This window comes from Pseudoxanthomonas sp. F37 (genome assembly GCF_022965755.1).
Classification (GTDB): Bacteria; Pseudomonadota; Gammaproteobacteria; order Xanthomonadales; family Xanthomonadaceae; genus Pseudoxanthomonas_A.
Genome location: NZ_CP095187.1, coordinates 2223021 through 2235887, shown reverse-complemented (window position 1 = coordinate 2235887; position 12867 = coordinate 2223021). Strand labels below are relative to the sequence as shown.

Annotated in this window: 15 protein-coding genes; 8 read left to right on the top strand and 7 right to left on the bottom strand. The window is 67.7% G+C overall.

Annotated features, from left to right (window positions below; translation table 11 throughout):
- The first annotated feature begins 161 nt into the window (after positions 1–161).
- Positions 162–371 carry a cold-shock protein gene (locus MUU77_RS10320; RefSeq protein WP_245086332.1) on the top strand — a complete coding sequence of 70 codons (210 nt, stop codon included), beginning with the start codon at positions 162–164 and terminating at the stop codon, positions 369–371.
- Between the two features lie 177 nt (positions 372–548).
- Here the strand turns inward: MUU77_RS10320 and dbpA are convergent, their stop codons facing one another.
- The 4 genes from dbpA to MUU77_RS10300 are packed head-to-tail and all read right to left on the bottom strand — an operon-like array spanning position 549 to position 3657.
- Complete coding sequence (gene dbpA / locus MUU77_RS10315) at positions 549–1925, bottom strand: ATP-dependent RNA helicase DbpA (protein WP_245086328.1); 1377 nt, start codon at positions 1923–1925, stop codon at positions 549–551.
- Positions 1926–1965: 40 nt separating this feature from the next.
- Complete coding sequence (locus MUU77_RS10310) at positions 1966–2400, bottom strand: barstar family protein (protein WP_245086326.1); 435 nt, start codon at positions 2398–2400, stop codon at positions 1966–1968.
- Positions 2397–2954 (bottom strand): ribonuclease domain-containing protein, encoded by a 558-nt coding sequence (locus MUU77_RS10305; protein ID WP_245086324.1) that lies wholly within the window; start codon positions 2952–2954, stop codon positions 2397–2399. The genes MUU77_RS10310 and MUU77_RS10305 overlap by 4 nt, the downstream gene beginning before the upstream one ends.
- Positions 2955–2961: 7 nt before the next feature.
- Positions 2962–3657, bottom strand: coding sequence for an MliC family protein (locus MUU77_RS10300; protein ID WP_245086322.1), 696 nt, complete (start codon positions 3655–3657; stop codon positions 2962–2964).
- Positions 3658–3837: 180 nt separating this feature from the next.
- On the opposite strand from MUU77_RS10300, the gene MUU77_RS10295 reads away from it, so the two are divergent.
- Positions 3838–4590 (top strand): glutathione S-transferase family protein, encoded by a 753-nt coding sequence (locus MUU77_RS10295; RefSeq protein WP_245086319.1) that lies wholly within the window; start codon positions 3838–3840, stop codon positions 4588–4590.
- Between the two features lie 39 nt (positions 4591–4629).
- Here MUU77_RS10295 and MUU77_RS10290 read toward each other — a convergent pair whose 3' ends face one another.
- Complete coding sequence (locus tag MUU77_RS10290; RefSeq protein WP_245086316.1) at positions 4630–6384, bottom strand: M14 family metallopeptidase; 1755 nt, start codon at positions 6382–6384, stop codon at positions 4630–4632.
- A 149-nt stretch (positions 6385–6533) separates the two neighbouring features.
- Here MUU77_RS10290 and MUU77_RS10285 point away from each other — a divergent pair, with 149 nt between their 5' ends.
- From MUU77_RS10285 to MUU77_RS10275, 3 genes are all read left to right on the top strand, one after another.
- Positions 6534–8117: an oligopeptide:H+ symporter gene (locus tag MUU77_RS10285; protein WP_245086313.1), complete on the top strand. Its 1584-nt coding sequence runs from the start codon at positions 6534–6536 to the stop codon at positions 8115–8117.
- A 9-nt stretch (positions 8118–8126) separates the two neighbouring features.
- Positions 8127–8741: a rhomboid family intramembrane serine protease gene (locus MUU77_RS10280; RefSeq protein WP_245086310.1), complete on the top strand. Its 615-nt coding sequence runs from the start codon at positions 8127–8129 to the stop codon at positions 8739–8741.
- Positions 8742–8821: 80 nt separating this feature from the next.
- Entirely contained in the window at positions 8822–9493 is a 672-nt protein-coding gene (locus tag MUU77_RS10275) for a hypothetical protein (protein WP_245086307.1), read from the top strand.
- Positions 9494–9634: 141 nt separating this feature from the next.
- On the opposite strand, the gene MUU77_RS10270 is transcribed toward MUU77_RS10275, so the two are convergent.
- Positions 9635–9838 (bottom strand): hypothetical protein, encoded by a 204-nt coding sequence (locus tag MUU77_RS10270; RefSeq protein WP_245086304.1) that lies wholly within the window; start codon positions 9836–9838, stop codon positions 9635–9637.
- 196 nt (positions 9839–10034) lie between these two features.
- Between MUU77_RS10270 and MUU77_RS10265 the strand changes: the two genes are divergently transcribed.
- The 3 genes from MUU77_RS10265 (at position 10035) to cfa (ending at position 12361) form a co-directional block, all read left to right on the top strand.
- Positions 10035–10328: a GNAT family N-acetyltransferase gene (locus tag MUU77_RS10265; RefSeq protein ID WP_245086301.1), complete on the top strand. Its 294-nt coding sequence runs from the start codon at positions 10035–10037 to the stop codon at positions 10326–10328.
- 91 nt (positions 10329–10419) lie between these two features.
- Positions 10420–11235 (top strand): DUF3298 and DUF4163 domain-containing protein, encoded by an 816-nt coding sequence (locus MUU77_RS10260; protein ID WP_245094384.1) that lies wholly within the window; start codon positions 10420–10422, stop codon positions 11233–11235.
- Positions 11236–11242: 7 nt separating this feature from the next.
- Positions 11243–12361, top strand: a complete 1119-nt coding sequence (cfa, locus tag MUU77_RS10255; protein ID WP_245086298.1) for a cyclopropane fatty acyl phospholipid synthase — start codon at positions 11243–11245, stop codon at positions 12359–12361.
- Between the two features lie 63 nt (positions 12362–12424).
- On the opposite strand, the gene pilH is transcribed toward cfa, so the two are convergent.
- Positions 12425–12817 carry a twitching motility response regulator PilH gene (gene pilH, locus MUU77_RS10250; RefSeq protein WP_093297747.1) on the bottom strand — a complete coding sequence of 131 codons (393 nt, stop codon included), beginning with the start codon at positions 12815–12817 and terminating at the stop codon, positions 12425–12427.
- Between the last annotated feature and the right edge of the window lie 50 nt (positions 12818–12867).

The window sequence follows — 12867 nt, the reverse complement described above, 5'->3', positions numbered from 1 at the left end:
TGCGCCCCACTGTGCTTGCCAGGGTCACCGTGAATCGTGAGCCTGATGCGGTAGATACATCTGCTACATCTTCCCGCTTTACCAACGCCTGCAAACCCAGTCCCGATCCGGTCCATGCCGGAATCGTGGTCCTTTCATCCATGTTTCAGGAGTTAGTAAAGATGTCTGAACGTCAGACCGGCACCGTCAAGTGGTTCAACGACGCCAAGGGCTTCGGCTTCATCACCCCGCAGAGCGGCCCCGACCTGTTCGTGCACTTCCGCTCGATCCAGGGCAATGGCTTCAAGTCGCTGAAGGAAGGCCAGGCGGTCTCCTTCGTCGCCGTGCAGGGCCAGAAGGGCATGCAGGCCGACCAGGTGCAGGCGCTGTAATCCAGCCCTGAACCCTTGGTTCAAGAAAACGCCGGTGCGCAAGCGCCGGCGTTTTTGTTTGCGGGCAGCCATTCGCAAGACCTGCAGGAGCGCCCCTTGGGCGCGATGCTTCTTTCCGGATCAGACAGGTAACCGCATCGCGCCCAGGGGGCGCTCCCACGCGCTGCGGCCTGGGTGTCAGAGCTTGCGCACGCGGAAGCTTCGGCCCTTGATCCTGCCGGCGTTGAGCCGCGCCAGCGCGGCGCCGGCCTTGTCGCGCGCCACGGCCACGTAGGTCCGGGTGGCGAAGACGTTGATCTTGCCGATCGCGGACGCGGGCAGGCCCGCATCGCCGGTCAGCGCGCCGAGCACGTCGCCGGGGCGCAGCTTGTCGGTCTTGCCGGCGTCGATGCGCAGCGTGGTCATCGTGGCCGGCGGCGCGGTGTTGGCCTTGGGCGCCGAAGGGACGTTGCGGTCCCACAACAGCGGTGCGCCCAGCCGTTCCTCGATCACCGCGGCGCGCGGCAATTCGCGCGGCGTGCACAGGCTGATCGCCAAGCCCCCGCGACCCGCGCGTCCGGTGCGGCCGATCCGGTGCACGTAGGTGTCCGCATCGCTGGGCATGTCGTAATTGACGACCAGCGCCAGGTCCTCGATGTCCAGTCCGCGCGCCGCCACGTCGCTGGCGACCAGCACGTTGCAGCTGCGGTTGGCGAAACGCACCAGCACCTCGTCGCGGTCGCGCTGTTCCATGTCGCCGTGCAGGGCCAGCGCGGAAAAGCCGAAGTGCTGCAACGAGCCGGCCACTTCGTCCACGTCCTTGCGCATGTTGCAGAACACCACGCACGATGCCACGCCGCGCTGCGCCAGCAGGCCGGCCAGCGCGGTCTGCTTGCGCTCCGGCTCCACGCGCACGAAGCGCTGCTCGATGGCCGCCTGCTCCTGCGGCGCGTCCACCGTGACCTCAAGCGGGTCGCGCAGGGTATTGCGGGCGATGTCGCGGATGGCGTCGGTGAAGGTGGCCGAGAACAGCAGGCTCTGGCGGTCCTTCGGCGTCTTGCCGGCGATCTCGCGGATCGGTTCCTCGAAGCCCATGTCCAGCATGCGGTCGGCCTCGTCCAGCACCAGCGTGCGCACGCCGCCCAGGTGCAGCACTTTCTTGCGCAGCAGTTCCTGGATGCGGCCCGGCGTGCCGACCACCACGTGCGGGTCGTGCGCTTCCAGCGAACGGATCTGCGGCTCCAGCGGCAGGCCGCCGCACAGCGTCAGCACCTTGAGGTTGGGCAGGCCCACCGCCAGCCTGCGCAGCTGCTGCGCCACCTGGTCGGCCAGTTCGCGCGTGGGGCACAGCACCAGCGCCTGCGTGCGCACGCTGGCCACGTCCAGCCGGTGCAACAGGCCCAGGCCGAACGCGGCGGTCTTGCCGCTGCCGGTGGGGGCCTGGGCGATGACGTCGCGCCCCTCCAGGATGGCGGGCAGGCTCTGCGCCTGGATGGGGGTCGGTTGCGTGTAGCCGAGGGCGTCGACGCCCTGCTGCAGGCCGGGCGCCAGCGGGAGATGTCTGAAATCGAGCATGCGGCATTTTCGCAGATCGGCGCGACCGCCGCCCGTGGCTTCACTGCAGGTCGGGGAACTCCTCGTCCGGCAGGGCGATGAAGGCCCAGAACGGCACGTCCGCCGCCGCCCACGCCTGCGAGGCTTCGTCCAGGATGTCGAGCAGGGTGTCGAAATCGGTTTCGTTGCGCTCGCGCAGCGCGTGGGCTTCCTCGAACAGCAGCACATAGCCGGGCGCGGGCAACCAGGACAGATCGCGCAGGCTGTCCGACAGGGCGTCCCAGTTACGTCCGGAGGTATCCGGGAAGTCCAGCACCGTGGCGATGCGCAGCAGCAGCGCCGCCTTGCCGTCGCAGCCGGACAGGTCGATGCGCCGCGCGAGCAGGCCGGCGTCGCGGCCGACGGCGGCCAACGGTCCCAGGTCGTCCTCGGTGACGAAGAACACGCCGGCGCGCGCGGGGTCGGCCAGGCCGGGGTCGAAGCCGGAATCGCTCATGGCGTGGCGTCCTGGCCGATCTCGAACCGGCGGAAGCTCTCGTAGTGGTCGTCGGTGTAGTAGTACTCGCGCGGCGGATCGCCGCCGGTGACGATGCGGCGCGCACCGCGATGCGCCAGCCCGGGCGTGTCCACCGTGTACTCGCGGTAGTAGCCGCGCCCCTGCCGCGGCAGGCGGCCTTCGCGGTTCTGGAACACGGCACCATCCTGCCGGTGCGGGTAGGGGCCCCCGCGCGCGATGAGCGCCAGCGTCGTGCGCGCCTCGGGCGGCAGGAAGGCGGGCAGGGCGCGGGTGGCCGGAGCGCTGGCCGGCGGCATGGGCACGTCCCCGGCAAGACCGCCGGGGCGTGTGTCCTCGACCGGCGGCAGCGAGAGTGTTTCCTTGATGCGTTGCGGATCGCCGGCCCGCGGCGCGTCGACGGCCGTCGCCGCATCGGGCGCGTCGTCGCGCTGCGACCACCACCAGGCGCCGGCACCGACCAGCAGCAGCGCCGCGAAAGCGATCAGGGGCAGACGCAGGCCAGCGGACTGGCGGCGGCGGGAACGTCGGCTCATGCGTGCCTCATTCGGTCAGGAAGCGGCCGCAGCCACGGTAGGTCCGGCCGCCGACGGTCAGGGTTGCCGACGCCGGGTAGGCGTTGTCGCTCATGCCGTCGTTGCAGGGTTCACGCTTGGTGGTCAGCGAAACGGCCAGGCCTTCGGCCGTGCTGCCGACGTAACCCTCTTCGGTCCTGCTCGCCTGCGCCACTTCGATCCGGCGTTCGCCGTAGTCCAGCTCGGCCAGCAGGCGCGGCGTTGCACCGGCACCGATCTCCACGGTCCAGCCGGGCTCGGTACCCAGGCCACGGAACACACTGCCACGCGCCCTGGCCGCGTCCCAGGGGGAGTCCTGGCTGGCCTGACGGCATTCGACGACGGTTCGGCCGGCGAGGGTCAGCGTCGCCTCATCCCCTTTATTCCAGAACGCGTTGCCGGCGGCGTCGGCATAGCGTGCGCCCGAGGCGGCAGGCGATTGCGCCAGGGTCAGGGTCTTTCCGTCGATCTCCAGCGAAATGTTGCGTGCCGTGTTGTCGACGCGCGCGCCGATGCGTTGGTCACCGCACTGCCACGGGATCGGCGCGGCGGCAGCGGCGTCGCTGGGGTTCTGCGCGGCCGGTCGCGGCGTGGATGTCCCTTCGGCAGGCGGCGGCGTGGTGACCGGGGACTGGCATGCCGCCAGTCCGAGCAGGCAGGCCATGGTCAGCAGGGGGCGTGGCATCGCGCAGGCTCCTCGGGTGGCGGTGGAGGCGGGCAGCTTAATGTCGTCACCTGTAATGAATCGTCAACGCGCCCTTGGTCAGCGCAGGGCGTCCCCCGAAGAGGGGGCCAGCGCAGTGCGCCGGGTTGACCGGGCCGCACGGACTGCGCACCCTGCATCGGACTTCGACGGAGCAGGGACATGGCGCAGACGCTGACGATCATCGGCAACTACATCTCGCCATACGTGCGCAAGGTGCTGGTCTGCCTGGAGTTGAAGGGCATTCCCTACCGCATCGATCCCATCGCGCCGTTCGTGGGCGACGAAGACTTCAGCAGGCTCAGCCCGCTGCGTCGCATCCCGGTGCTGATCGATGGCGAGCTGGTGCTCAACGATTCCACCGTCATCTGCGAATACCTGCAGGACCGCTTCCCCACGCCCCCGCTGTATCCCGCCGATCCGGTGGATCGCGCGAAGGCGCGCTGGCTGGAGGAATATGCCGACTCGTATCTCGGCGACGTGGTGATCTGGCGGATGTTCTTCCAGAAAGGCGTGCGCCGCTTCCTGTTCAACGAGGGCACGGACGAGGAAGTCGTGCGCAAGGCGCGCGAAGAGGAACTGCCGGTCGCGCTGGACTATCTGGAACCGCGATTGCCCGGGGACGGCTGGATCTTCGGCGAGTTGTCCGTTGCCGACATCAGCATCGCCAGCTTCTTCCGCAATGCGGCGTGGGTGAGGTACCAGGTCGATCCGCTGCGGTGGCCGCGGACAGCGGCCTTCGTGGAGCGCACGCTGGCCTTGCCGGCCTTCGCCAGGCTGGCCGCATTCGAGGACCGCACGCTGCGCACGCCGCTGCCGGACCAACGCGCCGTGCTTGCGCAGATGGGGGCGCCGCTTACCGAAACGACGTACGGCAATGCGCCACCGCGCTACGGGGTGATGCGGCTGGGGTGAAGCCGCATGCCTGTCGCGCCGCATGAAGCAGGTCCGCCTTTATGGCGCAGCATCCACCCGCATCACCGGATACAGCTGGTAGCGCTCGTCCCACGAGGGATGGCGGCGGTAGAAGAACTCCAGGCGTGCGGCAGGACTTTCCGCGAACGCCGTGTCTTCGCGCAGCCGACGGTCGAACTCGGCTTTCACCGCCGGGTCGCGCAGCATCTGGCGTGCGACGGCTTCGGCCACGTAGTCCTCCATGTACTCCTTGCGTTCGAAGGCGTTGTTGAAGCGGCCCCAGGCGAGCAACGAGTCCGCTGCCTTCGGCTCCAGCAATGCCATCACCAGGCGTGCCTTGGGCTGGGCGATGGGGACGAACAGCGCCCCTGCGGGCGTGGTGCGGGATTCGCGCGTCCAGTCGCCTTCCACGGTCAGGCGCTGGTGGGTTTCCACCGGGGCGCCGCCGAAACTGCTCCGGGTCGCACGGAACACCTCGGCGTCGCCGCGCCAGGGCTTGCCCAGCAGGCGGTACTCCACGCCATGCGTCTTCAGCACGGCCGCCACCCACGCGGCTTCAGCGGCGGGCACCAGGTAGCCCGCGCCCGGCGCCTGGACCACGATGCCCGGACGGATGTCGTCCTTCAGCGGCACCTTCCAGACCTGCGGCGTACTTTCGTCGTAACGCGTCATCAGGGCGCCGGACACCTCCGACTTGGTGCGCGTGTAGGCGTAGCCACGGAAGTCCACCGTGCGCGCCGCGGGTGCCGCAACGTAGGTCAGCGGTTCCTGCCGGCCGCCCAGGCCGGTGGCGGCGATGTCCGCCTGCCTGGCCATGGCCCGCCATGACGCGCCGTCGCGCGCGACCTGCTCCAGCACGGACACCACCGTGTTGCGGGTGATGCGCACGCGCACCGGATACTCCTTCCAGGAATGGGTTTCCACCAGCATCGCGATGCGGTTGCGCAGCAGGAAGTAGCCATGCGAGAAGCGCGGTGGCGGCACGCCATCCTCGAAGCCCGAGGTGGGATCGTCCTGCACCACGAAGGAAGGGTAGTAGGGCAGCGGCAGCGATCCCTGCCTGGCCAGATCGTCGATGACGCCGGTGCGCAACGCCAGGCCGGCCGTGCGCAGCCCGGCGTCGCCGGCATGCACCGGTTCGACCTGGATCGAGATGTCGTGCTCGAACTGCGCGCCATTGGTGGCGTGCAGGTCCACGGTCACCAGCGGATCCCAGCGCTGCACCAGCTGCAGCATCGCCTGCATCTCGGGCGTGTCGGCTTTCAGGTAGTCGCGGTTGAGGTTGTAGTTCTGCGCGGTGGTGCGCCAGCCCATTTCCTTCGGGCCGCGCTGGTTGGGACGGTTCCAAGCGCCGAACCGCTCGTGGCCGTCCACGTTGAACACAGGCACGAATACCCACACGAGCGTGTCGAGCGCACCGCTCGCCGCCTTGCCATCCAGCACTTCGCGCAGGGCGAGGAAACCCGCATCCTTGCCATCGATCTCGCCGGCATGGATGCCGCCCTGGACCAGCACCACCGGCAGGCCGCGCCGCTGCGCCTGCTCCGGCGTCAAGGCGCCGCTGGTGGAGGCGACCAGGGCCTTCATCGGGCGGCCTTCGGGCGTGGTCCCGAACGTGGTGCAGCGCACGGCCTTCGGATACTGGCGGGCGAAGGCGTCGCACAAGGCCACGACTTCCTCGTAGCGGCCTGTCTCGATGAAGCCCGACCGTTCCGACACCGTGGTCAGTGCGGACTGGGCATGCGTCAGGGGTGCCAGGGCCAGCAGCAGGGTGGCGCAGAGGGGTCGCAGCATCGGGAATTCCTGAACAGGGCAGGGGCGCATGATGCCGCGCAATCGCGGTCAGTCCCAGTCCCCGATCGCGCCATCGCCCGGGCGCCGGCGGTTCGACCCTGCGCGGGCGGATACGGTAACCTTCCGGGACTTTTTCGCCGGAAGATCGGATGAGCACGACCGCAGAAGCCAGCCAGGGCCGCATGCCCCGCCAGATCCCCTACATCATCGGCAACGAGGCCTGCGAGCGGTTCAGCTTCTACGGGATGCGCAACATCCTGGTGCCGTTCCTGATCAGCTCGGTGCTGCTGGCCTATCTGCCGGAAGCGGAGCGGGACGGCAAGGCGAAGGACATCTTCCACACGTTCGTGATCGGCGTTTATTTCTTCCCGCTGCTCGGCGGGTGGTTATCGGACCGGTTCTTCGGCAAGTACAACACGGTCCTGTGGCTGTCTCTGGTCTACTGCGCCGGTCATGCGTGCCTGGCGATATTCGAGGAGAACCGGACCGGTTTTTACACCGGACTGTTCCTCATCGCGCTGGGCTCGGGCGGCATCAAGCCCCTGGTGTCTGCATTCGTCGGGGACCAGTTCGACCAAAGCAACAAGGACAAGGCGAAGGTGGTCTACGACGCCTTCTATTGGACGATAAATTTCGGCTCGTTCTTTGCATCGCTCCTGATGCCTATCTTCCTCAGGAACCATGGGCCCAGCGTCGCATTCGGCATCCCCGGCATCCTGATGTTCTTGGCAACGGTGATCTTCTGGGCCGGGCGCAAGAAGTACGTCCATGTGCCGCCTTCGCCTCCCGACCCGGATTCGTTCCTCAATGTGGTGCGCAGCGCGCTCACCGGCCCGGCACCGGGGAAGGGCGCGGGGACGATGTTGGCTACGGCAGGTGTGGTACTGGCGGCCGCGTCGCTCGCGCTCATTCCCTCGATGGGATTCGTGAAGGCGGTACTGATCGGCTTGGGGGTCTTGATGGGCCTGGTTGGCGTAGGCGCCTCGATGCAGCTGGATCGCGCGCGTGCGCGCCATTCCGACGCCGCGATCGAGGGCGTGCGGTCCGTACTCAGGATCCTGATCGTGTTCGCGTTGGTGACACCGTTCTGGTCGCTGTTCGATCAGAAGGCATCCACTTGGGTGCTGCAGGGCCAGGCGATGCATATCCCACATGAAGCCTGGTGGTGGCCCAGCTGGCTGGTGGTAACGGCGGGCCAGATGCAGGCCTTGAATCCCATCATGGTGATGCTGTTGATTCCCTTCAACAATCTGGTGCTGTATCCGCTGCTCCGCAGGATGGGCTACGAGCCAACGGCGCTCCGGCGGATGGGCTTCGGCATTGCGTTCTCCGGCCTTGCCTGGATCGTGGCGGGTGTGATCCAGTTGTGGTTGGACGGTGGCGATCCTGTGACGCTGGCCTGGCAGATCCTGCCCTACCTGCTGCTGACCTTCGGCGAAGTACTGGTGTCGGCGACCGGCCTTGAGTTCGCCTACAGCCAGGCGCCGAGGGCCATGAAGGGCGTCATCATGAGTTTTTGGCTACTGTCGGTTTCGTACGGAAACCTATGGGTCTTGATGACCAATGCGGCTATCCGTAACGAGTCGGTGATCGGGCAGATCGCCAGCACTGGACTGAGCGAGAACGCATTCCTGATGTTCTTCTTCGCAGGGTTCGCTTTCGTGGCGGCACTGGCGTTCGCGCTGTACGCACGCACCTACCCGATGCAGGACAACTACCGCACCGCGGCCTGAGGACCACGCATGAGCGCGCCCATCACCCTGCTGCTGATCGCCGCCACCTGCGTGGTCAGCCTGGTCGCCTTCCGCACGCCGTCGCTGCTGATGCGGCTGATCCTGTGGCCACCGGCGATCGACCGCCACCGCCAGTACGACCGGCTGGTCACCTACGGCTTCATCCACGCCGATATCTGGCACCTGTTCTTCAACATGTTCACGCTGTTCTTCTTCGGCCGCCAGATCGAGGGCTGGATGGCGGTGCAGAAAGGGCCGTGGGTGTTCCCGCTGTTCTATTTCTCGGCGTTGGTGGTGTCCATCCTGCCCACGTACCTGAAGCACCAGAAGGATCCCAACTACCGCAGCCTGGGCGCCTCCGGTGCGGTGTCCGCGGTGCTGTTCGCCTTCATCCTGCTGGCGCCCTGGGCTAGGATCGGCGTGTTCTTCATCCCGATGCCGGCCATCGTCTTCGCCGTGCTGTACATCGCCTACAGCATCTGGATGGACAAGCGCGGCGGAGACAACATCAACCATGGCGCGCATCTGGCCGGCGCGGCTTACGGCGTGCTGTTCCTGGTGGTGATGGATGCCGGTGTGATCGGCCATTTCCTGGAAGAACTGTCGCGCCCTTCATTCGGTTAAGCGGTACTTGTGGTTTTGCTCACCTGCGCTGAAGGTGGGCCATGCTATCCCGGCGGCATGTCCCGTCCCAGGAGCAACGCATGGCAACGGCAGGCAAGACGGTCCGCAGTCCCCAGGGCAAGAAGGCCGCCAACAAGGCGGTGAAGAAGAGCGCTAACAAGGCCGTCCGCAAGACGGCCGCGAAGACCTCCAAGGGCACCCCGAAGGCGGCCGGTACCGCGGCCAGGAGAGCCATGAAGAAGGCGACGGCCCGCAAGGTCGCGAAGAAGACCGTCGCGAAGAAGACGGTGCCGAAGACCACCGCCCGGCGCGGCGACGCGCAGAAGGCCAGCGGCACGCGGATCGCCGCGAAGACCGCCCGCAAGGCGGTGAAGAAAGCCGCAGGCAGCGCCGCTGAGGCGTCGGCGACGAAAGCGAAGAAGAAGACCGCGAGCAGGGCCTCCACGACCACGAGCACGGGCACGACAGCGGTGCGCAAGCGCGCAGCGAAGAAGATCACGCCCGCGCGGGCGCTGGCGAATGCGCGCGCCTTGCTGGAACAGAAGCAGGAGCACGACCGCCAGCCCGCGCCCTGGCAGCAGTTGGACGACAGCGATCACGCGGCGGTGCCGGGTGCCGGCTTCGCATCACCGGAAGCGGCAGGCAAGGCGCTGGAACTGCACGCGGCCGAGAGCCGGATGAAGGCCATCCAGGGCAGCCTGGGGACGCAGGACCGGCGCAACCAGGGCAAGCGCGACCATCGTGGCGAATGAGGCGTCTGCCCGGCAGCGCGCAGGACGCCGATGGACCCTCCGGCAGGGCCACGGAGGGACGGGACTCCGGCGCGGCAGTCGCGCCCGAAGGCGGACCCCTGCGCCGCGCCGGAGCACCCGATTGAAAGAAGCCTCTTGCGGTCAGTCCATCAGCGAGTGCACGGCGTGCACGCTGCCGACTTCGGCACTGGAATAGGTGGACAGCAGGCGTTCGTACACGGCGTTGTTCAGGCGCTCGAATTCCCAGTCGCTGGTATGGCCGGTGACGGTGAGCTGGTACAGGCCTTCCAGCAGGGTGAAATCGCTGGCGCTGGCGACGTCGGGCAGTGCTTCGATCAGGCTCATGGCGGAACTCCCACGTGAAGTCTATGAGCCTGTCCACGCAGCAATCGTGCCAACGTGCATTCCGCCAAATCCATCACGTTTCAGGTCTGCGAAGCGTCCTTTCACAAGCATGAATGTGACGCGCCGCGTCAGTTTTGCCCGGTCCACCCTGGGCATTGGGTCACAATGCCCGTGAGTCCGCTGCCACGGAGATCCCATGACCCACGACCCGCTCACCCTGGATGTGCATCACGACCCCGACACCCGCCGCTTCCATACCCGGGTGGAAGGCCATGAGGCCGAACTGCTGTACTCGCTGCGTGACGGCCGGATGGTCATCGACCACACCGGCGTGCCCGATGCCATCGGTGGCCGGGGTGTCGCCGGCCTTCTGGTGAAGGCCGCGCTGGATCTGGCGCGCGCCCGGGGCTGGCCGGTGGTGCCGGCGTGCTCGTACTCCGCCGCCTACGTCCGGCGGCATCCCGAGTACGCCGATCTGGTCGAGGGCTGAACCCGCTGGAGGAGGCCGGTGGCGCGCCCTAGAATGACGGCCATCACACGCGGAAGGAGCCCGAAGTGTCCCCCAGCAAGTCCCCCCTCTCCTGCGGACCGCCTGCCTGGCCCTGTGGGTCGCCGCCTCCCTGGCGGCATGCAAGCGCGAATCCGCCCCCGCCGCGCCCTCGGCGCAGCCCCCCGCCGCATCGTCACCGGCGGCCGATGCGCCGGCCGCTCCGGTGGCGCTGAAGGACGTCATCGAAACGACCGACCGTTATGTGGTCGGCATCAGTTTTCCGGCATCGGCCAATCGCTACCCCGGCCTGGCGAAGGCTCTGTCCGATTACGCCGCCGCCGAGCGGGCCGAGTTGATGCAGGCGGTCGAGGCCTTCGGCAACGACAAGCCCAGCGCGCCGTACGAGTTGTCGCTGGCGTTCGAGCAGGTGGTGGATACGCCGCAGATCGTCGCGATCGCCGCCGACGGCAGCCGCTACACCGGCGGCGCGCATGGCCAGCCGCTGATCGCGAGGTTCGTGTGGCTGCCGCAGCAGGACGCACGCCTGACGTCGGCCGCGCTGGTGCCCGACGCCAAGGGGTGGCAGGCCATCAGCGACTACGTGCGCGAGCAGTTGCACACGGCCGTGGTGACGCGGGCGGACGAGGACGAACTGCCCGCGGCCGACCGGGCGGCGCTGATCAAGAGCACGTTCCGGATGATCGACGAAGGCACCCAGCCCGATGCCGGCAATTTCAGCGAGTTCGTGCCCGTGCTGGACGCGGCCGGCCGCATCGGCGCATTGCGCTTCGTGTTCCCGCCTTACCAGGTGGGCCCCTACGCGGATGGCACGCAGACCGTCGACGTGCCTGCCGCCGTCCTGCTGCCCCACATCGCGCCGGAGTACGCGGGGCTGTTCGCCCGCTGAGTCCGCCATGCCGCATGTCCGCTTCGAGCACAGGATGCGATCCCTGTTGGCCGAGGCGGATGTGCGGGTCGGTGGCGACCGGCCATGGGATTTCCAGGTCCGCGATCCCCGCGTGTACGCACGCGTGCTGGGTCAGGGTTCGCTGGGTCTGGGCGAGAGCTACATGGACGGATGGTGGGACGCCGAGGCGCTGGACGGCCTGCTGTCCCGCCTGCTCGATGCGCGCCTGGACGAGCGGGTGCACGGGGCCGGCGAACTCTTCGATGCGCTCCGCGCCCGCCTGACCAACCTGCAGTCGCGCCGTCGCAGCGGTGAGGTGGGACGGCGCCATTACGATCTGGGCAACGACCTGTACGCGGCCATGCTGGGTCGCCGCCTGGTGTACAGCTGCGCCTATTGGCCGAATGCGCAGGATCTGGATGCCGCGCAGGAAGCCAAGCTGGATCTGGTGTGCAGGAAGCTGCGGCTGGCCCCGGGCATGCGGGTGGTCGACGTGGGATGCGGTTGGGGCGAGGCCTTGAAGTTCGCCGCCGAACGTTACCGGATCAGCGGGGTCGGCGTGACCATTTCGGCCGAGCAGGCCGATTACGCGCGCCGCCTCTGCGCCGGGCTGCCCATCGAGATCCGCCTGCAGGACTACCGCGACCTGGACGAGCGGTTCGACGCCGCGTTCTCGCTGGGCATGTTCGAGCATGTGGGGGTGAAGAACTACGCCACGTTCTTCGACGTGATCCGCCGTTGCCTGCCCGCCGATGGTCTGTTCCTGCTGCACACCATCGGCACCAACCGCTCGGTGCAGCGGACCGATCCCTGGATCGCGCGCTACATCTTCCCCAACTCGATGCTGCCGTCGGCGGCGCAGATCACCCACGCGCTGGAGGGGCGGTTCGTCCTGGAGGACTGGCATGGTTTCGGCGCCGACTACGACCGCACGCTGCAGGCCTGGCGCACCAACGTGGAGGCCGCCTGGGACCGGCTGGACGCGCGCTACGATACGCGCTTCCGCCGCATGTGGCGGTTCTACCTGGGCGCGTCGATGGCCACCTTCCGCAGCCGTCGTTCGCAACTGTGGCAACTGGTGCTGTCGCCGCGCGGTGTGCGGGGTGGCTACGTCGCGCCGCGTTGAAGGGCCACAAACGCAGAGAGCAGGCCGGGGCCTGCTCTTCGTGCGTACCGCGCGGGCTGTCTGTCAGGCCGAGGGGGGCGAGGGCAGTTCGCGGGCGTTGAAGATGCGTTCGATGACCTCGGCCAGTTCGTCTTCCGAGAACGGCTTGGTCAGGTAGGCCTTGGCCCCCTGGCGCAGGCCCCACATGCGGTCGGTGTCCTGGTCCTTGGTGGTCACCAGGATCACCGGGATGTGCTTGGTGGTGGCCTCGCGGCTCAGCGTGCGGGTGGCCTGGAACCCGTTGAGGTTGGGCATCACCACGTCCATCAGCACCATGTCCGGCAGCTCGCGCTTGGCGACTTCCACGCCCGCGGCGCCGTCCTCGGCGGTGATGGATTCGTGCCCCAGTTTCTCGACGATGCGCTGGATGCCCAGCAACTGCGAGGGTGAATCGTCGACGATCAGAATCTTTGCCATGGAGTTCCCCAAGTTGTCCCCGGCGTCGATTGTAGAGCGTGTTCGGGACA

Coding starts and splice junctions, on each gene's coding strand:
- MUU77_RS10320 (WP_245086332.1), top strand. CDS start 162: ATGTCTGAACGTCAGACCGGCACCGTCAAGTGGTTCAACGACGCCAAG.
- dbpA (WP_245086328.1), bottom strand. CDS start 1,925: ATGCTCGATTTCAGACATCTCCCGCTGGCGCCCGGCCTGCAGCAGGGC.
- MUU77_RS10310 (WP_245086326.1), bottom strand. CDS start 2,400: ATGAGCGATTCCGGCTTCGACCCCGGCCTGGCCGACCCCGCGCGCGCC.
- MUU77_RS10305 (WP_245086324.1), bottom strand. CDS start 2,954: ATGAGCCGACGTTCCCGCCGCCGCCAGTCCGCTGGCCTGCGTCTGCCC.
- MUU77_RS10300 (WP_245086322.1), bottom strand. CDS start 3,657: ATGCCACGCCCCCTGCTGACCATGGCCTGCCTGCTCGGACTGGCGGCA.
- MUU77_RS10295 (WP_245086319.1), top strand. CDS start 3,838: ATGGCGCAGACGCTGACGATCATCGGCAACTACATCTCGCCATACGTG.
- MUU77_RS10290 (WP_245086316.1), bottom strand. CDS start 6,384: ATGCTGCGACCCCTCTGCGCCACCCTGCTGCTGGCCCTGGCACCCCTG.
- MUU77_RS10285 (WP_245086313.1), top strand. CDS start 6,534: ATGAGCACGACCGCAGAAGCCAGCCAGGGCCGCATGCCCCGCCAGATC.
- MUU77_RS10280 (WP_245086310.1), top strand. CDS start 8,127: ATGAGCGCGCCCATCACCCTGCTGCTGATCGCCGCCACCTGCGTGGTC.
- MUU77_RS10275 (WP_245086307.1), top strand. CDS start 8,822: ATGGCAACGGCAGGCAAGACGGTCCGCAGTCCCCAGGGCAAGAAGGCC.
- MUU77_RS10270 (WP_245086304.1), bottom strand. CDS start 9,838: ATGAGCCTGATCGAAGCACTGCCCGACGTCGCCAGCGCCAGCGATTTC.
- MUU77_RS10265 (WP_245086301.1), top strand. CDS start 10,035: ATGACCCACGACCCGCTCACCCTGGATGTGCATCACGACCCCGACACC.
- cfa (WP_245086298.1), top strand. CDS start 11,243: ATGCCGCATGTCCGCTTCGAGCACAGGATGCGATCCCTGTTGGCCGAG.
- pilH (WP_093297747.1), bottom strand. CDS start 12,817: ATGGCAAAGATTCTGATCGTCGACGATTCACCCTCGCAGTTGCTGGGC.